This is a genomic window from Brevibacillus sp. MCWH, from assembly GCF_013096935.1.
GTDB classification, from domain to species: domain Bacteria; phylum Bacillota; class Bacilli; order Brevibacillales; family Brevibacillaceae; genus Brevibacillus; species Brevibacillus aydinogluensis.
This window is the reverse complement of record NZ_SDLF01000003.1, coordinates 60,238-80,225: the sequence shown is the minus strand read 5'-3', so window position 1 is coordinate 80,225 and position 19,988 is coordinate 60,238. Positions and strand designations below refer to the sequence as shown.

The following is a 19,988-nucleotide window of genomic DNA, read 5'->3' as shown; positions in this document are numbered from 1 at the left end:
ATTCAACTCCTCATCAGCAGTGTGCGCAGTTCCGAACAGTAGGTGCCGTGCCGATCGCGCAGCCACAACTGGTCGGGGGCCGGCAGCATCTCGCTGAATGTGACCGTCTCGTTTTTGCCCGCGAGATGCTGCAGCAATTCCACCGCGTACGGATTTTCCAGATCGAGGTAGACCGGTTTCTGTTCGGAGGGCACGCGGAGAAACACATGGCGGGGCAGCGAATATTGGCGTCTGACCTTTTGCACGGCGACGTAGGCGGAAAACGGCTCTTTTGCCCGGATTACCGTCTGCAGGTCTTCCGTCGAAAGCGTCCACTGCGCCCGCTGCACGACCAGGTGCCCCGTTTCAATCCTTGGCGTGAATCCCTCACGGCGATAGGTCGGCATCTGGACGATCGGGAAGGAAAACAGGGCAAAGGGAACATACGCCTGATCTGTGAACCCGAAGGCCGGCGGATAAAAACGAATGGCTCGATCATCTCCGCGCAACGTGAGGACAAGTTCGTCCCCGTCCACTCGTACGACCAGATCTTTCAGACCAAACGTCGCATCCGGTCTGCGCGTGGAGGCATATCCCGACACTTCCACCATCACACCCGGATACTCTTGCGGCGCCGTTTTCATCTTTCGGTTGAAAATCAGGTTGGCCGGCAGGATCTTCCGTTTCGACCGTTCCTGTACGATTGCGAGATGACGTACAATTTCCTGCCGAATCTCCTCCCGCACACGGTCCGCGTCAGAATGGAAAGAGAGCATCCACCCTTCCATCGTGATACCGTGATGAAGTTCGCCCAGCACGAATGTGGGTGCAGTCGCCCCTCCTTTTGCGCCCGAATCAAACATCACGAGCAGGTCGGGGGACGTGAGGTACAGGTCGTCGTCTTTCATCTTGTGCAAGAACGCCGCGAACTCCGGTGAGATCAGCGTGGGGGAGTGCCCCTCCAGATAGGCGTCGCATGACTGGTGAAAGATCCGGAGGAATTCCTCCAGCGGATCATCGGCGTCCCCATGCTCCCGCGCGCCGTCCGCCAGATCCGGCAGCAGCTTGTGGCATGCGACGACAAATTGGTCAAAGCGCACCGCTTGCCGATTGCCAAACATCCTGCGGTAGATCTGCATGGCAATCTTCATGTACCGCTCTTTGCGGAGTGTCGTGTAGACGGTGGCGATCTTCAGCGGGCCGTACAAATCCGTGAGCAGGTGGTCAACCATCCGCCGGTCGAGGCAGATGGTAAGATTGCCGCGAGTGTCTTCGTAAAGCACCGTGCGGTCCCGAAACAACTCCCCTTCACCGCGGCGCGGTGCCAGGCGGGTCAAGTCGGAAACCATGGTCTCCACCCGCTCCAGGATGGCGATGCGTTCTTGCAGGTCCCCCTGTTCGAATTGATGCTGCAGGCGCTGAAGCTGTCTCAGCACCGACAGCCAGCGTTCTTTTGCGCCGCGCTCCGCTTCCGTTTCCGCCTGCAGCCTCCCAATCCGTTCGATCAGATCGGCCAGTCCGTGTATCACGGAAGACGGAATGGGGAAAATGCGCTGCAGCGTGCTGTTGGCGATCAAGCGATCAACCTCCTGACGGGTTTGCTCAACTGCCGCTCCTGTCGCTTTCGCCCATTCCCGCACGCTCATTCCTTCCGAGAAGTGTTCAAGCTGCACCTGCTTGGAGCTTCCCCGAAACATCAGGGGAACGACATCGGCCAACGCCGGATCGGCCGCAACCAGTGCGGCCAGTTCCTGCAAGACCCAAAAGGCGTAGAACGCGACCCGCTTTTCCAGCGCAAATGTGTCGGGCCATTGCGCCGTGATCAAGCCGTTGGTCCCGGTACCCTCCCCTTCCGCGATCCGGCCGTAGTTGACAGGGCCAAAGAAGCTGGCCGTTTCGTTTTTTGCTGTAAACCGCTGCAAATAGGTGAAAAATTGACGCTCCAACTGCCGCCAGCGCGAGTCACGGGTCTGGTCGGCACGGTGTTGGTCAAAATAGGCGAAGCCGCGTTCATAGAAGGATGGGTTGGAGAGAAACACCGCCTCCCGGAAGCGGGGATGCGCAATGCAGGTGTGCAGTTCCTCCCGTACCCGCTCCCATTCGCCGGCAAATACCTGTTCCGCCTGACGGTAGAGCTGCTCCTCCTGTTGAAACGTTTCTTGCCATTGGTGCGCCCATTCGCTCAGCTCGGAGCGGCCGATCGCTTGAATCCCGGCCCGTTCATTTTCGTTGAACGCACACGCTTTTTTTACTTTCCTGTACACGCTGGCCAGCACTTTCTGCTGAGGTTTCTCCCAGCGAATCGCCTTGTCGGTAAGGAGCGGCAGCACGTCCCGCTCCCACTGCTCCACCAGGCGGTGGCGTTTTTCTTCCCACGCGAACACAGCCTCCAGCACCTGTTGGGTCTCCTCCATCCTCATTCGTCCGATCCATTCAAACGGAAAGCCGGTACTGCGCAGGACGAAATGCGGAAACCACGTCCACACAGACGCAGCCAGTGCCGTCTGGTTCATATGTTCATCCCCAATTCTTCCCGAGTCGATTCATACTCCCTGGAGCCGGGCAGCGGCGGACGAAATGCGGTGCCGCGCAGTTCGATGCAATAGCTGCCGTCCTCGTCGCGCATCCAGAGATGCTCTGGACCAGGATACATCTCTGTCATGGTCACCTGGTCGTTGGTCTTCAAGTGGCCGTGGAGCAGTTCGATCAGGAAGAAACTGTCGAAATCGAAGTAATACGGCTTTTTCTCATTCTCCACACGCACGAACACCCAGCGCGGCAATTGATGGCGGCGCTTCGCACGGCGCATCGCGAGGAACAGGTCGTAGTCGCTTGTGTCAGGGTCCGTGCCGATAAACTCCCTCGACGGCAGCACCCAACGTTCCCGTTGGTAGACAACGCCGTTGATTTCAATGCGCGGCGTATGCTGCCCAAAATCAATCGGGATGCTTGCCACGCGCGGTACAGCAAACGCCCACAAGTGCAGGTTGTCGTCGCCGCTGTTGTAGATCGTGAAGGTTCTGTTGGAATGTCGGTCGGCGAGCACCAATTCGTCTTGCTCGATGCGCACCACCAGATCACGAAGCGGAACGACGTGTTTGGCACGATCGGACGGCTTGCCGAGGAATTGAATCAACGTGCCCGGGAACGCTTCGTAGAGCAGCCCTTTGTGCCGGCGTGTGTTCAAAATGGTGGACAGCTTCTGATACGCAGGCAGTTCCTGGATCACCTGCTCGATCTCCTGTTCCACCGCTTCGCGATCTGAATCAAACAGGAATTGCGACCCCCACATGGACACAAACTGGTGCACCTCACCCAGCACGATCTGGTAATCACCGCGGGCGAGCGCCTCCACATCCCGGGCGGCAAACATCAGGTCCGGCGACGTGTGCAGGGAACCGCCGGCATCGTGCGCGATCAGTTCCGCGAGGTCCTCTTGCGTCAGGCGGACGATGTTTCCTTCCTGATTGGCTTTCACCACGGCGTAAAGCTTCCGATGGAACTCGTTAAAGATCTCGTCATCGTAGTTGATCTTCCCCTGCTCTTCCATCTCCTGGACGCGGCGAATGAAGTGGGCATACGGAATTTCGCTCTGTCCTTGTGCGATCTCCCGGAACACCTGTTTGCCGATCCGCTGATAGTACCCGCGCATCATCTCCCCGTAGGAAGCGATAAGCTCGAGGATCGGTTCAATCCGCGAATGAAAATCGTCAAGAAACGCCTTGTTGAACGACAGGTTCCGGATGGTGCCCTTGCACTCTTCGTAATAAAGCGTGCGGTCCGCGTACGTCTTGCCAGCAAGCCTCCGCGTTGCATGCCGGGTCAGTTCCACGAACCGTTCCTCCATGCGCTTGCTGATTGCCACGCGCTGTTCAAACGTACCGCCTTCAAATGCGGCCCGGAGCTGTTCGAATTGATCCAGTTCGGCTGCCCATTTGGCTTTGGCTTCCACATGATCCGGCAGGGCACGAACGAACTCGTGCAGATAGTCAAACGGTCCAAAGATGGTAGACGGGATTTCAATGCCGAACAAGATCATGCGCTGTTTGACCAACAGCTCAATCTGTTGAATCAGCTCCTCAACCGGCATGTCGTAGCGGTTTGCCAGCTCCCTTACCGTGGTCGTGCCGTCCACATCGCGCAGCAGCCGCAGGAGATGAGCGGGCAGTTTGCGCCGGCCGTCGATAAACAGGTACTCGACGCCGTCTTCGGTCAGGGTGCACAGCGGGTGCAGGCGCGGAGCCAGATAGGGACGGATTGAAGGCTCTTTGGAGATTGCATCGGCCAGAACGTTGGTCATCCAGAATGAATAGAAGACAGCACGCTTGGTGAATTTCCCACTGACCATGTCCAGCTTGACCGGTTCTGTTTGCTCCAGGTCGAAGCGGGCGTAGTTCATCGGGCCAAAGAAGCTCGCCGTATCGTTCTTTGCGGCGAATCGCTGCAGGTAGGCGATGAACCGTTTTTCCAGCATTTTTAACCGGGTTGTGCGCTTTTCAAATTCGTCGTGGGCGATGTATTTCAGGTACGAGTTTTCGTAGACGTCCGGGTTGGAGATAAACACTGCTTCCGCAAAGAAAGGGTCTCCGACCAGTTTCTGCAGATCGCGGCGCTTGTGCACAAGCTCCTCGGCCAGAATTGCCTCTCCTTCTCGATGCAGCTTCCTGACCTCTTCCGCCAGGGCGACCACCTTGGCAAACTGCTCGTAAAACGGCGTATTCGGCCAATACAGTCGCACGTGTTCCAGGTCCTGCAACGACACCTGCCCCTTCGCCACTTTTCGGCGATACTTCGATAGGAGCTTCAGCTCTTGCCGGGCCTGTTTTGCCTGGGATATTTTCACCTGTTCGGTGAACTTCTCACTGAGGAGAACGCCAATTTCCCGTTGCAGCTGCTCCTCCGTTTCCAGCTGCTTGTCAATGTGCGCAGCCGATTTATCAAACGCGATTCGGTAGAGCAATTCAAAGGGAAAACCGGTGCGACGAACTACCATTTTTGAGATATATTTCCATTCTGACATGCAGCGGGTCCCCCCTACTCTTTTATCACGTGGCCGTATGGTATATGAATCAGATAAAACGGCATGCCCAGTTTGGTGCGCGGCCGCTGCAACTCCTGACGAATGACTGCTTGCGTTGTATCGCGGCCGCCCTGCTCCCATTCGAGAAGAAGCTGTCTGCACAAGTCGCGCCGCCGTTCAATGCGACAAGTGGCCTCCAATTGCTTCAGGATTTCCACCGATTGCTCCCCGCCGCGCCCCGTTTCGTACGCGATGGCAGCAGCGGCAATTCTGGCTCCTTCTGCGCGGTTGCAGCTGCCTACTTCCAGCGCGTGTCGTTCGCTCTTGCTAAGCCAGTCAATGCACGCGTCCACCATTCCCCGCTCCCGGTACAGGGAACTGATGTTGCGCGCGATCACGTCCATATGAAAATGATCCGAGATGGCGCCTGCCTCCTCGTACGCCCGGATGAGCTGTTGCAACGCCGCTTCCTCGTCGCCCATGCACAGGAGAAGAGCCGCTTCCCGATAGAAGTAGATTTTGGCGAAGAGACGGCTGCCGCTGCCGCGGAGGAACTGTTCAAAACGGCGCCAAATCTTCAGGGCCATGTCCAGATTGCCCATCTGTTCAGCGACCACGCTCATATTGGAAACCAGATTGATCTTCAAATGCAGCGCTTCTGAGTTGCTTTGGCTCTTGAGAAACTGAAACGCCGTCCTGCACAGTTCGTACGCTTCCTTGTACCGCTTTTGCATGAAACGGGTGAGCGCAAGCGTGTTGTGCAGCCAGCCGCGCTCGATCATGGTCGCCTCATCCTCCAGGCCGTCGATCTCTCGCAACCCTTGATGCGCCAGGACTTCGGCGCGCTCCACGTTGAACTGTCGCTTCGTGGCCACCAACGTCAAATAGGCGTACAACTGGGCGCGCATGGTAGGGGTATCCGCGACCCGGAGTGCCTGTTCGTATGCGGCGTTCACCTCGTCGTAGTTCCCCAGGTATGCCTGCATCAGCCCGCAGCGCTTCCACAGGTAGACTCGCTGCTCCACTGAGAATGATTCTTCCGTGCGCAGGGCCAGCTTGACGAGAGCAAGCACGTTTTCGTAGTTGCCCCAATGTTCAGAAATCGACACCGCCTGCTCTACATGTGCGAAACCATCCGCTGTCAGGCCTGCCATTAAAGCGTGATAGGCCAGGTGGCTGTAGTACTCCTCCGCCGTCCAGTATGGCGGGCATCCACGCGCTATCAGTTTTTCGTACAACAAGCGGTGAGCAGCCTGCACTTCCTCTTCACCGGGCGCTTCCGGCGCGTCGAGCTGCTCCGCCAGAAGCAGTCGGTCCCGCGTCATCGCCTGAATACCGGCCGCGGTCCATACGTGCTCGTTGGCATGCACGGCGCGATAGAGCCGCAAAAACGCCTGCTCCTCCGCTGTCCATTCGAATGTGCCCAGCCCTTCTCCGGCGCCGGCTAGCAGTGCCTGCACCAGCATCGGCATGCCGCCGCTTTGCCTGTACATCTGCGGGACCCGTTCCACAAGATCGGGGCGCTTCGCTTCCACGAACGCGCGCACCTGGTCTTCCGTCCACGCCTGCAGCTCCATGACACGCGGCTGCACATCGCCCACCAGATCAGACAAGAACTGCGCGCGAATCCGGCGAACATCGAACAATACCTGGAGCGGATTGCTTTCCTGCGCTTTCGGCGCTGGCCGCGGAACGCTGCGCATCGTGGCGACGACGCGGATGTGCGGATGGCGGCGCAGCAGCAGATTGTGGAAGGCATGAGCGGAGAGCCGGTCAGCCTCATCCAGGCGGTTAATAAACAGCCAGAGCGTTTTGCCCGCCAATGAAGGGCAGCGTTCCATCGCTTGTAGAAGGAGGCTTACGGAGCCTGTAATCAGGCGAAACACCTGCTCATTTTCCCGCGAGAGACGCCGTTCGGAAGCCGAAAGGGCGATCTCTTCAATCCTGACGGTGTTCGCAAACAGCTCGTCGTCCCTGGCATGGGGGAACAGACTGGTCCACTCGGCCGCATGTGCCTTGAGCAAGTCGGCAGCCTCCTGCCGAAGAACGGGTTCCAGCGCCATGAGCATCGCTTTTAGCCCGTAAAAAGAGTGGGACATGCGCCCGGTTACGTCGATCGACACGGCGAGATGACCTGCCTGGTGCACGTCTTCTGCTGCCTGTGCCATGAGCATGGCACCGCCCAGCCGCTCTTCTCCGATCAAGAGCACTGCCGCCTCTCGCACGGATTGAAGCTGATCGATCAGCGAGCGGTTCCAATCAACTTTCACAGACGTTTCAGGAACGGCTACCATAGTCCGCCTCCTTTGTTCTCGGTTCTGGTCTTCCACACGTTCATGCGAAATTCGCAGGAATATCGGCCCGCTTCACTGGTCAGCCACAACTGACCCGGCGTCGGCAGCATTTCTTCGATCAAGAGCCGCTCATTGTTTTGCACGATCGAGCGCAGCATCTCAACGCAGAAGAAGTTGCGAAAATCCACCACATAGGGCTTGCGCTCCGACAAACCGCGAATGTAGACCACGTCCGGCATGCCCTGCTTTTCTTTAAAGCGGAATACGTTGAGGAACGCAGCTGCATCGTCTTTGTCGAGCAGTTCCGCGACCGCCTGTGCCCCGCATTCCCAGCGTTCCCGCTGGTAGACTGCTCCGTCGATGACGATGCGCGGGGTATGGTCGCCGAGCGAAATCGGCATGTGTGTCAAAGCCGGCAGGGCAAACAGCATGAAGGGCAGATACGTTACCTGATCAGCCAGTTGAATGTACAGGCGGATCTCTTCGCCACTCTTCACGTTTTGCAGCCCGAGTGTGCCGTCTTCCTTCAATACGACCTCCAGATCGTACATCGGGATGACGTCGTCGCCCTTTTTCAAGGACAGCTCTGCAAACTGCATCGCACGGCCCGGAAAATCGTAAAAGCCTTTGTTGCGGCGGACGACTTCCGGCGCGACGAGCTGACGGAACTCAGCCGTTTTATTCAGCTCACGGCACAGGTCTTCCCGCAGTGCTTCCCGGTTCGGGTAGAAGATGGTCATCCAGTTTGGCACGAGCAGGTGGCTGTGCAGCTTGCCCAGCACCACCTGAAAATCCCCCTTCGCCATCGCATCGATGCTTTCGCTGGCGATAAACAGGTCCGGCAAGCTGTACATAGGCATCGTGACTTCGCGAATCGGCAGTGCAGCGCTGGAAAGCTCGACACAATGCGGGCTGTCAACCGCTTTGCTGCGGACCAGTTCTTCGATTTGCCCGACGACTTGTGGTTTGGACGGTTCCAACGAATCTGGATACCTGTCCCGCAGCGCGTTCACAAAGGTGTAATACGGAACGGGAGCGCCACCGTTGGAGATGGAGTCAAACACCTCTTTGCCGAGCCTTTGCGCATGCAGCCATAGTTCGTAGCCGTAGTACGCGCTCAATTCCAGCGCCCCGCGAAGGTCTTTGCACAGCTTTTCATGGAACTGCCTGCCCATGACAAACCGCTCGATGTGCCCTTTTGTTTCCTCGTAGAAGATGTAGCGGTCGGCATAGAGACTGCCGCTGCCCCGGCGGGCCGATTCTCCGGTCTGCTCGGTGAATCGCGCTTCGCCTTCGCTGATCAGCTCGATGCGGGCCTGCAAATCCTGCTCGGCCGACATGCGCGCAAGCCATGCCTCCCAACCGCGCAAGCGCTCCATCCACATCTGCCGTTGATCGGACGGCGGCAGCGCAGCTACTTGTTCGATCACGTAGGGGAGCGGGTTCCCCAGCGTTGACGGAACGTGCAGTTCCTGCTTCAACAGCCCGGCTTGCAGCAGGTGGGAAAGCGGCTTTTCCACAGTCAGGCGCTCCTTCTCGTCCAGAGGGGCGAGCAGCTCCGGCAGGCTTTTCGTGCCGTCCGCCTTCCTGAGCAGGGAGGCCAGCGTACGGCCTACCGTTACGGTTTTTCCGCTGTTGTGCAGGTGCAAAACCCCTTTCTCCGGAACCGCCTCCACCATCGGATGCAGGTGGACCGGGAGATGAGGCCGGAGCGTATCGTCTTGCCTGATGGCTTCCGCCAGGCGCTTGATCGCCCAGAAAGCCAGGAATACTTCGCGATGCCGGATGATGTCGCCCGTTTGAAAACGCGCGTCGAGGTATGACGGATCAGAATCGTCGATGCTGCCGTAGTTCAGCGGGCCAAAGAAGCTGGAGGTCTCGTTTTTTCCGCACAGGCGCTGCACGTAATGGAAGAAGCGCCGCTCCATGCGTTTGACGGCCGCGTTTCGGTCCGGCAGCGGTGTGTAGCTGAGATACTTCGGGACGTTGTTTGCGTACATGTCCGGTGAGGAGAGGTAGACCGCTTCCTGGTACTTGCGATCTTTCACGAGCTGGCGCAGCTTTTCGCGTTTTTCGGCCAACTCCTGCTCAAACGTCTCCGGCACCAGCGCCAGCAATTCCTGGTAGTCTTTGGCAATTTGGTCCCAGGCTGCCGCGCAGTCGTGCAGCTCATTCGGGCCGGTGAGTTCCAGTTCGGCCAGTTTGGCAGCGGCGCCTGTCTCCCGGCGCTGTAAGAACCGCGACAGCTTCTGCCTGCTTTTTCTCGGCAACCCACCGCTTCGTTCGGCGATTTCCAGCAGCGCTGCCGTCTGGACATCCAGTGAACGCTCTACCTGCACAATCTGCCGTGCCATGTCGCTGGTGCGGGGAAACGCCAATGCTTCCAGCCACTCAAATGGAAATCCGGTGCTGCGGATGATGTAGTGCGGGAAAAAACGCCATTCAAAATCAGGGGAAAACGGCTGCGTCCCCGCCTGATTTTCGGCCGTCATCATGTTCATCGCCTATCCATCCTCGCTTCCTGCTTCTGCCTCAAACCGGCAGAGTAGTCGTACACATAACCTGTCCGGAGTTCAAACGTATGCACACCGATATCATCATGCCACCACAGATGCTCCGGGCCCGGATACATCTCGCTGATCGACACGCGGTCCGTCTGGGCCGCCACCCGCACCATCCACTCAAGCGACCAGGGGATGGACAGATCGACATACATCGGTTTCTCGCCCGCCTTCCATTTCACAAAAAAGCGGTCGGGCAGATCGAACTGCATCTGCTTGCGAGCCATGTGCACAAACAAGGGGAACCCTTTCAGTTCCAGGGAATCAGCCCGCATGTGTTCGGCCGGGATCTCCCACCGTTCACGCTGCATCACCACACCGTCGACGACGATGCGTGGAGAGCGTTTCACATCCGCCTCCTCCTGCTCGCTGGAAACAGTACATTCGATCGGCACCACGCATGGCAGGGAAAAACAACCGTGCGCGGCCGAGTGCAAATCTCCCGGATAGAGAGTGAGCGGCTTTCCGTTTGCCCAAAGCGTGAGCCGCCCGTCGATCTCACGCACCGCGACCTGATGGATCGGAATGACATAGGCAGGCTCTTTGGTCGAAACGGCGGAGAGCAGGATCGTATGGCCCGGCAGCTCCGGAGTGACATGCTTGTTTCGCCGCTCCGTGATGATTGTAGCCATGCGCTCCCACTGCGGCATCCTTTGAATGCGCTGTTCAAACCGTGCCCACAGCGCCTCTGGATCATCCGCAAAGTACGCCATGAACCCGTTGAAAATCGTTGAGCAGTCATCATGCAGTTCACCGAGCACCAGCCGGAACTCCCCTCGCTCGACCGCATCAGCAGAAGGTGCCGCGACCATGATATCGGGACTTGGCAGGGTCATCTGCAGGTGAGCCAGCGCTCGTTCGATCTCTTCCTGGAACGGTTCCAACAGGTCGCGGACCTCTTCCTCGCTGATGTGCAGTTCGCCCCCCGAATGTTCCTCCTGCCGCTGGCGCAGCAGTGTTTGGATGCGGGATTGGAATTGACGGGTGTACCTCATCTCCGGTTCGCCCTGCTCAAACAGCGGGATCATGTCGATGTAGCGGACCACCTTCCCGTCCGCCGCCAGCTTGCGGTACAATGTCCTGCCCGCCTGTTGGTAATCCATCCATTTCAGGACGGCAGCGGCTGTCAGAAGTTTTAATGTTGTTAAAAACGAACCGGTCAGCGCCCGATAGAGGGGGCCGCCAATCGTCAACGCGGAGAGCGTGCCTGCACAATCTTCGTACAGCGCGGTGCGGTCCGCATACAAGGCTCCGCCCTTTCGCCGCGTATCCTCTTCCACCAGGTCAGCGAGCTGCCTTTCCACATCCTCCCACACCTGTACGCGCTCCGGATACGGGGTATGTTCCAATAAGACCCGGAAACCTTCCAGTCTATCGATCAACTCCTCCCCCGCTTGACGCGCCGCTGGCGGAAGTGCCGCCAGTTGGTCCCGCAGTTCGGCCAAGGCGTCTACGCGCACCGGAGAGAGGGGAATCGACAGATCGATCAACCGTTTGTTCTTGAGCTCATGCAAAAGCGCGATCAACGCAATTTCATCCATGGACAATTCCGCGGCCACTCGCGAAACGGTCTTCTCGCCGTCCAACGCCAGAAACACACGTGCATGCGCATCCGGCAAGCGGAACGTCCGGTTGAGTCCGTGGAAATGAAACGTGTGGCTGTCCAGGGGGCGCACCAGCGGATTGGGGCGCGGCTTCAGATGCGGGAGGATTTCGTTGCGCCCGGCCAGCTTTTGCGCCAGCAGCTTGACATACCAGTGGGCGATAAACACGCGCCGCTTTCCCAGGACGTTCCCTTCGCGAAACGCGCGTCGAATCGCTCGCGGCTCTGCGGCGTTACACGTTCCGTAATTGACGGGCCCGAAGAACGACGTCGTGTCGTTCTTGGCACAAAAGCGCTGCAGGTACGCAAAGATCATTCGCTCGGCACCTCGTGCGGTGCTGTTCCAGTCCGGTTCTGGCTTGGCTTCCCAGTCCTTGCTGTACTTTATCACTCGCTGAAAGGAAGACGGGCTGCTGAGAAACACCGCCTCCTGAAAACGCGGATCGTTCACCTTCGCCATCATGACGCGGCGCACGCGGGCCAACTCCGCTTGAAACAGCTCCTCCCCCGCCGCTATTGCCTCTGCCCGCCTGCTTTCCAGCTCGTTCCACTCATCCACAAAGTGCTCCCAGTCTGTGTTTTCATACCGGCGGCTCTTCCAAAAGGCAACATCGTCCAAAGAGAGCGTCCGGTTTTTCATCACGCGCTTCCTTAATTTGTACAGTGTCGGAAACACCGCCGACCCGACCTCTTCCCGCTCTTGTTCATACGCGATCAGGCGGGGAAACAGCTCGTGCACAAAGCGATCGCGCAGCCGGTCCTGCTCCTGCTCCAGTGCGAGCAGCCGCTTCGCTTGCGCCAGCGTTTGTGTGCACCGCAACTCTTCCAACCATTCAAAGGGAAAGCCGGTCGTACGAAACACGAAATCCGGCAGCAGCTCCCAACCGGTATCCAGCGAATGCGTCTGCACCGCTTGGCTGTTTTTCAACATCAAATCACTTCCCTATCCCTGTGTAGAAACGGAAGATGGAACACGGTGGGCAGTCCGGGTCAGCCACAATCCAACCACGCCGCACAAGATCAGCCCGACGCCTGCAACCTTGTAACTGTCAGCCGCTCCCAGCCACCCGATCAACGCACCGGCCAGCAGGCTGGAACCGGACTCGCCGATAAAGGCGGTCGTCGATTGCATGCTGAACACTTTGCCAAGCCGGTCGTTGGGCACGGAGTTCTGCACGAGCAGAATCTGCGGCATATCGATCAACGATTCCGCCGCGCCGGCCAGGAAGGCGAAGCCGACCGCCAGGACAAACATGTCTGTGGAGCCGATCAGGAAGTAAAACAAGCCCCAGAGCGCCCAGCCGCTGAAAATGACCCTTGCGAATTTCTTGATCTGGATTTTGCCGAGCAGAAGCGTCATCAGCAAGTTGCCGACCGCAAATGCGCTCAAAATGATCCCATACCCCTTGGAGCCCATGTCCCACACCTGATCAGACAGAATGGGAAGGCCCAAACGGTCAAGACCGACAATCAGACAAAGACCCACGCCAAAGAAAAAGATGGACCAAAACAGCGGACGAACGGTTTTGACGAAGAGGTAAGTATCGTAAATGTCCCGGAATACTGATACCTGCACATTCTTCTTTTCAATCGGCGGTATCTTGGTCGGCAGCAGGGACAGAATCGAGACGACGTAGCTGGCGGCGGTGATCAGATAGATGAAAATCGCGCTGGTCTGCGCAATCAGCACGCCTCCGATCATCGGCCCGATGGCGCGCATTAGCTGGAAGGACGCCTGCATGAATGAGTTGCCTGCCGACCAGAGTTCTTTCGGCATAAAGCTCGTAAGCGACGCTCTCATCGCCGGGAAAAAGAAGCAGCGTACCGTACTGAGCACAAATGCCGTAATGGCCAGATTCCATACGTGCAAAAGATCGAGCCAGTAGAAAAAGGGTACGGTGAGGAGAGAGACAAGGCGGATGATGTCCCCGTACACCATCACGCGTTTGCGGTCCCAGCGATCGGCATAGGCGCCGCCGAGCAGCCCAAAGAAGATGTATGGTGTCGATGTGGCGAGAACCACAAGACCCGCGACGAATGAGGAATTGGTCATTTTGTAGGCGAGCCAGAAAAACGCAATCTGGTACAGGGAGTCCCCGAAATTTGCGGTCGTTTGCCCGATCCACACCAACACGTAATTCGGGATGGTGAACAATTGCTTGTACCCGGCTTGATCGTGTGCCATAGGAACATCCTCCTCTGCTTCAGATGACAATGTGCCCCTCCTGTACCTCAGCATCGTCAACAAAGATCGTTGGCGATCCGGCGCCCTTTGCCTGAAGAAAGAACGTCAGGTCGCTGCCGAAGGAAGAGAGTTTGCGGAGAAAGCGGAACGGATGCAGGGCGACTGCTACCGAACTCACTTGTCGTTCGCGCTTGCCGCCGCGTATCAGCCACCCGTCGGCAACAAACCTGATCATCCCGTTTTGGCTGACAAATTCAGGCGGCTGCACTGCGTGAACAATCTCCACGCCCAGATCGGTCTGCCTCCTCCATTCCGCGTGATCCGTCCCGCCGGGTACAAAATAGATGTTGCTCGGACTTACACTGTCGGAGTGGTTCCGCGAGCGAACGCCATTGCCTGTGGAGGTGACGCCCCACCTTTGCGCCGTTACCGTCGAGTGCAGAAACTTCGCCATGACGCCGCTGTCAATCAGCACCGTGCGTTGCGACGGTGTTCCTTCCTCGTCAAACGCACGACTTGCCCATCCGCCCGGCAAGCAGGCATCATCGACCAGCGTTACATGCCTTTTGGCCAGCCGCTTCCCAATCAGACCCGCCAACTCCGGTGAGCCCAACAAACGCGGCCCGGAAAACAGGATGCCGTATTTGCGCGCGATGTCAGCCCCGATGCTGGGCGGTATGGACAGCCGTATGGTGCCCGGTTGAAGTGTCGTCTCTTCCCGCGGCCATGCCAGCAATTGATCGATCCGCTCCTCAAGGTCACCCGTCCTGAAATCAGCCGCTCGAAGCGCGAACGTTCCTTCGAGCAAAAATCCGTGTCGCCCCTCCAGCAAGAGCTGGAGACTGTACTTGTTTGCTGCATCCGACATCATCTGGCCGTCTGAGCGAACCAGCGCCGTGAATGTGCGCCCGCTGATGCACTCCCAGCGATGCAGATGAAAGGCGGAAGGGACGAATCGTTCCTGCCATTTCCGCATCATGTCGCGGATTGCAAGAAAATCGACGGCATCCGCGTCCGAATCAACGTGTGCATACCGCCCCTGCCTGGCCGCATCGACCCACGTGATCTGCTTCACCCGCTCTCGTGGAGTGCGGATCAGTTCGCGCACCGTCTGGATCAATCGGCTCTCGATGCCGGCAGCATTCAGCGCGTCGGAAACAAACGTCACGGTCTGTCCGTCGACGTCCAACTGCACATGCACATTGCTTTCCGCGCCGCTTCTCAATGCGACTCCTTGGTAAGGTGTCCAGTGCAGGCGCACCATCTCCTCCACACGCAGGAAAATCTCCACGTTGTCAGCGCCCGCCGCCACTGCCCTTTCCGCCAGCCGGGCCGCCCAATCGTCGACGCGTACGTTATCGATCACCCCGATGTTCATGATCTACCAGCACCCGTTTCCACATGGATTTTCTTTATCCGAATCGTCGGCTGACCGACACTGACCGCGAGATTCATCTGGTCAAATTTGTGGCACGTCGCGTGGCGGGAATGATGCATCCGGAGATCGCAGCCGACACGGTCGATGGAAGACAGCAGATCCGGACCGTTACCGACCAGCCACAGGTCGCCTGTCGGACGCGTAATCCGGCCGTTCTCAATCAAAAAACCTTCCACCACACGCACCCGAAACCGCCCGGTGGTCAGTTCCGTCTCTCCCGTGCCAAGTTTGCGAACGTACAGCCCGCGGGAGGTTTGACGCACAATTTCATCAGGCGTGTACTCGCCTGCTTGAATAAATGTGTTTGACATCCGCGGAATCGCCGGGTATCGATACGACACACGCCTCCCGTGTCCGTTCGAATGCGTATCCCACCGCTTGGCGGCCGTACGGTCGTACATCAGTTCCTGCAGCCGGCCATTCTGGATCAGCACGGTGGATTGGGCCTTTTCCCCTTCGTCATCCACGCGATAACTGCCGGACAGACCCGGTATGGTCGGGTCGTCAACCAACGTCACCTGCTCCGATGCCACAGGCTGTCCAAATTTTCCCCCGTAGACTGCGTCCGGATGGGCAGCCAGATCGCCCTCCAATCCATGCCCGCACACTTCGTGGATCAGGATCGCAGGGTTTCCCGGCCCCAGCACCACGCACCAGTCTCCTCCTTCGATCTCTATGTACTGTTGCAAATCGTCGAACTCAGCGAGTGCCGATTGAACGAATCCGGCAAACCCCGCACGCAGTTCTTCCAGATTGAGGCCGCCGCAGGAACGGCTCATGTACATGGGACGCGACTCTTCCGTCCATTCCCCCTGGATGTCGATCGTGTAGTAGGAGCGGTGATCGTCAGCGTAGAAGCCGTCGGATCGGGCCACGGTGATGCGCTGGTCAAACGAGGTGACACTTTCCATGCAACGGCTGTTCACCCGTCCGGCTGCTCTGAACCCCCGCTGCCACCTGTCATGCAGTTCTTCAAACGCTGCAGCCATCGCCGATAAGGATACACCGACATGTTGAGCCTCCTCATCGCCGACCTGCTTCCCGCTGCGCACTTCTCTCAACAAGGCCGTGTTCCGGCCGCTTTTTACATGCTCCAGGAGATCGGCAGGTGACATGGGAAAGTGGAGGTATTTCATTCCCATTTCACCTGAAATGCGCACCCCAACCCCCTGACCAACTGTCACTCTCCACTCCGGCTTTTCGCCGCCCCGCCTCGTGCGGAGCGAGTGGACCTGCTTTTCTTCATGAAATATCTCGACTTCCTCATGCCCGTACGCCAGGAACTGCTGGATCAACTCGTTTGCGAGCGCTTTTTCCATCACACAACCCTCTCTGTTCATGAGGATTCTTAAATAGATACTGAAGCGGAAAGAAAAGGCAAGATGACCTATCAAGCGGATGATAGATCATCTTACCCGCAGGCTACGCAAGCGGTGCGATCTTGTCTTCGATGTCCTCCAGGAGAAAATCAATGTCTTCCAGCTCTTCCAGGTCCAGATCTTCATTGTTTTCCACTGCTTCTTGTTGATTTTTTACTTGTTCCATGGGACTCACCTCCTTTCCATTTCCACACGATTGCGTAGGGACAAAACGTTTAACTCCCGCTGCAGTCCGGCAATGACGCTCTGCACGCGCTTCCGGCACGCCTCATTCAACTGCCCGTTTTCGTCCAGCTCGTGTTCACTGGAAATGGCAATCTCTTCCGGAATCACGTTTGCGTGCAGCGTACGAAACACCTGCCGCAGGCTCATCAGCGTCAGAATTCCTGCCTTTAGGCCTCCCGATACGGCCAATAACGCAATCGGCTTATGTTTGAATCCCGACCCATCCTGATAGTCCAGCAGATTTTTCAGCGCACCTGTGTAGCCGCCGTGATACTCGGGCGAACCCACGATAAAAGCGTCAGCTTGTTTGATCTTTTCCGAAATTTCGATCATTTTGTCCGTTTGCGGTACCGTAAAACTAAACAGCGGGAAGTTTGTCTCCGCCACACAGATCAGTTCCGTTTCATGACCTTGTTTTTGCAACAGCTTTGCGAACAGATTGAGTACGCGCTTTGTCACCGATTCCGGGTTCATGCTGCCGTTGATCAAGACGATTTTTGCCATGACGTTCTCCTCCGAATTTCCATAAAAATGAAACTTTTCTAACATATTACATGATATGGCACGACCATTCAACCCCGTTTTTGACGATGCACCATTCGTTCCGTTCAGCCTCGCCGGAAAAAGGAGTTTCTCCCTGTATCTTACATTTTTTCCATCTGGTCGTGAAGTCCATGTGGGCCCGCAAATGTGCACTTTTTTTCGACACACCCCCAGCATGCCCAAACAAAAAGGGGCAGTCGGAAATGATCGCTGCCCTAATCTTATTCACCCAGCCACCCGAACATTCTGAGCAGGATGGGAAAAGCGCTTGTCTATCATCTTATGATATTGTAATATACAGGAAAATAAGGGTGATTTCTCTAATTTCTTGGGGGAGTGCTTATGGGATTTCAACAGGTGCGCCGGTCCTTGCGATCTGAAATTGAGCGTCAGATTAAAAAGCACGGCTACACACTCAGGAAACTTAGCGAAATAACTGGCATTAATCAGGGACATTTAAGTGCCATCCTGAACAGAAATCCTCCTCGGGCAATAACGATTCGGCAGTTGGATGCTTTGGCTACAGCTTTTGGACAGGCTCCGGGGTGGCTGTACGATTTGTACGAAGAAGAGTGTTTCTCCGAGGGAAAAGTATCACGCCCACGACTGGTGCCATATTTGATCCGCTGTGCGGAAATCGGAAGGCAGGATTGTATTGAGTCGATTGTCCCCAAATTGCTGGAGAACCCTAAACATGTGTCGATTCTTTTCTCCGTGGCCGAGCAGCTATTTGAGACCGGAAAACGAAAAGAGGCAGTGCCATTTTATCAACACGTTATAGATAACGAAAAGGACAGCCACAACGATCGTTTTGTGTTGGCTCACTATCGGATCTTTCAATCGCTGCAAGGTACAAATGCAGAAGAACATTGGGAGGCGGTCATACGTTTTGCCCCCTATCGAAAGCGGCTGCCTGAACAGTATCAGTTAGATGCGCTATTAAAACTGGCGAATGCTTGCTTTATGTTACAAAAGTGGAAGCAGATTGAAACATACGCTGACGAATTGCGTGCGCTTGCAATGGCAGTATATGAAGACCAGTTGCGAAAAAAGCAAAGTAACAAGGAATTCGAACCGTTAAAAACAGAGCGGCACCTGGTTGTATACTATGGGCAAGGATTTCTTGCAAAAGGCGTGGCATTACAAATGCAAGGCAGGTACGAAGAGGCCAAAACGTATGTGCAGGGATACGCCGATCTTGGGTGGTTTCAACTTTTGGATGAAATTGGGCGAAGGGAAGTCGAGAAGTTCCGAATCTGGGCGAAAGCCAATCTCTATACCCTTGATCTGTTAACGGGGAATATCGACGTTCTGCCGGAGTACGTGGATTTTCTGATGAAATACCCCGCCGAAATACCAGCGGGATTATTAACCATTATGGAGTCAGCCAGTAAATATGATATTACCATTGACCATATTTTGGAACGCTTTTCTGAGGAAATTGACCGTTTCAAGCAATATCAAGACCCAATTAATATTGGCAGACATTATCATTTTCGTTATTGTAAAACTATATATGAGTTTAAAAGGGGGCGTATTGCCAAAGCTCTCGAAGAAACGTTACTGTGCCTTTCCCTTGCTGATAAGATGAATCACTACCAAGCCTTCAAACGTTGTACAGAATTGTTCTGGGAGCACCGACACCAAGCATCCAAGCAGCAGTTAAGCGTCTTTGAAGAAATTTTAAAAGGAGGTTCAACAAATGAATGTAAAAACGTTGTTCCTTCCGCTTATCGTCATATTTAGTGTATATTGCGCTATTGCGATGCCGATTGAAACAAGTCAAACTATAACCATGCTTACACACGGATTCGGCGGTTGAGCAATGAAAAGCACCCTTTGGGGTGCTTTTCATTATTCCATTTTTTTCAGCCCGGAAGTTTTGGGATACCATTGTATAGTAATAATTGTCCTTTATTGTCAAAAAAAGGAGGTGAATCTCATAATCACAATGATTAACGAAAAGGACGTTCCTCCTCCTCGCCAGAGCAAAGGAACGCCCCCAAAAAAAGAGAGACGACTTCCATATGTAAAGTCTACCATGCAATCATTTGAACAGGAAAGAAGCAAATTTCCACATGTCTATGACATCGTAGGAATAACGGAAGAACTGCGCCGGCAGTTGGTTCAATTGGTTCAGGAGACGGGCAGCCTGTCAAATGATACCGTGGTGGAGCTAAGCCAACGCTTGGACCAGTATATTCTGGCGATTCAACACCGGATGAATGAGAAAAAAAAGAAGCTGTAAAACAAATACTCCTCTTGGGAATCAGGTGAGCGGCTGGTTCCCAATTTGTTTTCTCCGGGCAGTTTCGTTCGGCGCACTCCCCTTTGCACGTAAAAAATCCCTCCCCCAACCTGAGGGAAGGATTGAAAGAGCGATGCTGCAGTGTTCTCGGGTCAACATGCTTATGCGATTCCCCTCTGCTGTGTGAAGGGGAAGAAATTGCAGCTGCTTTTCTCTTTGCCTTACCATCGACGCAAGTGAATCCATCCTAGTCGCAAGAACAACCCACGATCACCAGCAGAATGAACAGTACCAGGACCAGCCCAAATTCGTCGAAACCGTTGAAGATTCCACTCATGGTTGGATCCACCTCCTCCTGTTGATTCAGTATTTATGCTATGTCGCAAGAAGGAAACGGGTATAGACTGGTGTCATGGAATGAGCACAATTTTTCCGATACCGTTCAAGCCGAGAAATGTACCCCATTCCGGACGCTTTATCCTGACAGCTCTGTCCGCTCCTGTTACCAGCGGT

Annotated in this window: 13 protein-coding genes; 2 read left to right on the top strand and 11 right to left on the bottom strand. The window is 55.9% G+C overall.

Annotated features, from left to right (window positions below):
* Nucleotides 1-2: 2 nt before the first annotated feature.
* The 10 genes from ETC00_RS03515 to ETC00_RS03470 form a co-directional block, all read right to left on the bottom strand.
* On the bottom strand, nt 3-2,492 hold the full coding sequence (locus ETC00_RS03515) for a lantibiotic dehydratase (RefSeq protein ID WP_171564576.1): 2,490 nt from the start codon (nt 2,490-2,492) through the stop codon (nt 3-5).
* Nucleotides 2,489-4,999 (bottom strand): lantibiotic dehydratase, encoded by a 2,511-nt coding sequence (locus ETC00_RS03510; RefSeq protein WP_171564575.1) that lies wholly within the window; start codon nt 4,997-4,999, stop codon nt 2,489-2,491. Before ETC00_RS03510 ends, ETC00_RS03515 begins: the two co-directional genes overlap by 4 nt.
* A 14-nt stretch (nt 5,000-5,013) precedes the next feature.
* The gene (locus ETC00_RS03505) at nt 5,014-7,293 is read right to left on the bottom strand and encodes a hypothetical protein (protein WP_171564574.1); all 2,280 of its coding nucleotides are present in this window, start codon (nt 7,291-7,293) and stop codon (nt 5,014-5,016) included.
* A complete protein-coding gene (locus ETC00_RS03500; RefSeq protein WP_171564573.1) occupies nt 7,287-9,794 on the bottom strand; it encodes a lantibiotic dehydratase in 2,508 nt (835 codons plus the stop codon). Before ETC00_RS03500 ends, ETC00_RS03505 begins: the two co-directional genes overlap by 7 nt.
* Nucleotides 9,791-12,388 (bottom strand): lantibiotic dehydratase, encoded by a 2,598-nt coding sequence (locus ETC00_RS03495; protein WP_171564572.1) that lies wholly within the window; start codon nt 12,386-12,388, stop codon nt 9,791-9,793. Before ETC00_RS03495 ends, ETC00_RS03500 begins: the two co-directional genes overlap by 4 nt.
* 12 nt (nt 12,389-12,400) lie before the next feature.
* Nucleotides 12,401-13,642, bottom strand: coding sequence for an MFS transporter (locus ETC00_RS03490; protein ID WP_171564571.1), 1,242 nt, complete (start codon nt 13,640-13,642; stop codon nt 12,401-12,403).
* A 19-nt stretch (nt 13,643-13,661) separates the two neighbouring features.
* Nucleotides 13,662-15,020: a metallopeptidase TldD-related protein gene (locus ETC00_RS03485; RefSeq protein ID WP_171564570.1), complete on the bottom strand. Its 1,359-nt coding sequence runs from the start codon at nt 15,018-15,020 to the stop codon at nt 13,662-13,664.
* A complete protein-coding gene (locus ETC00_RS03480) occupies nt 15,017-16,399 on the bottom strand; it encodes a TldD/PmbA family protein (protein WP_171564569.1) in 1,383 nt (460 codons plus the stop codon). Before ETC00_RS03480 ends, ETC00_RS03485 begins: the two co-directional genes overlap by 4 nt.
* Before the next feature lie 103 nt (nt 16,400-16,502).
* Entirely contained in the window at nt 16,503-16,625 is a 123-nt protein-coding gene (locus tag ETC00_RS03475) for an ammosamide/lymphostin RiPP family protein (protein WP_143862700.1), read from the bottom strand.
* Nucleotides 16,626-16,630: 5 nt separating this feature from the next.
* Nucleotides 16,631-17,188 carry an NADPH-dependent FMN reductase gene (locus tag ETC00_RS03470; RefSeq protein WP_171564568.1) on the bottom strand — a complete coding sequence of 186 codons (558 nt, stop codon included), beginning with the start codon at nt 17,186-17,188 and terminating at the stop codon, nt 16,631-16,633.
* A gap of 381 nt (nt 17,189-17,569) precedes the next feature.
* Between ETC00_RS03470 and ETC00_RS03465 the strand changes: the two genes are divergently transcribed.
* Complete coding sequence (locus ETC00_RS03465; RefSeq protein WP_171564567.1) at nt 17,570-18,973, top strand: helix-turn-helix domain-containing protein; 1,404 nt, start codon at nt 17,570-17,572, stop codon at nt 18,971-18,973.
* A 205-nt stretch (nt 18,974-19,178) separates the two neighbouring features.
* Nucleotides 19,179-19,475, top strand: coding sequence for an aspartyl-phosphate phosphatase Spo0E family protein (locus ETC00_RS03460; RefSeq protein ID WP_230077049.1), 297 nt, complete (start codon nt 19,179-19,181; stop codon nt 19,473-19,475).
* A 247-nt stretch (nt 19,476-19,722) separates the two neighbouring features.
* On the opposite strand, the gene yjcZ is transcribed toward ETC00_RS03460, so the two are convergent.
* A complete protein-coding gene (gene yjcZ / locus ETC00_RS03455; protein WP_171564566.1) occupies nt 19,723-19,812 on the bottom strand; it encodes a sporulation protein YjcZ in 90 nt (29 codons plus the stop codon).
* Nucleotides 19,813-19,988 lie beyond the last annotated feature (176 nt).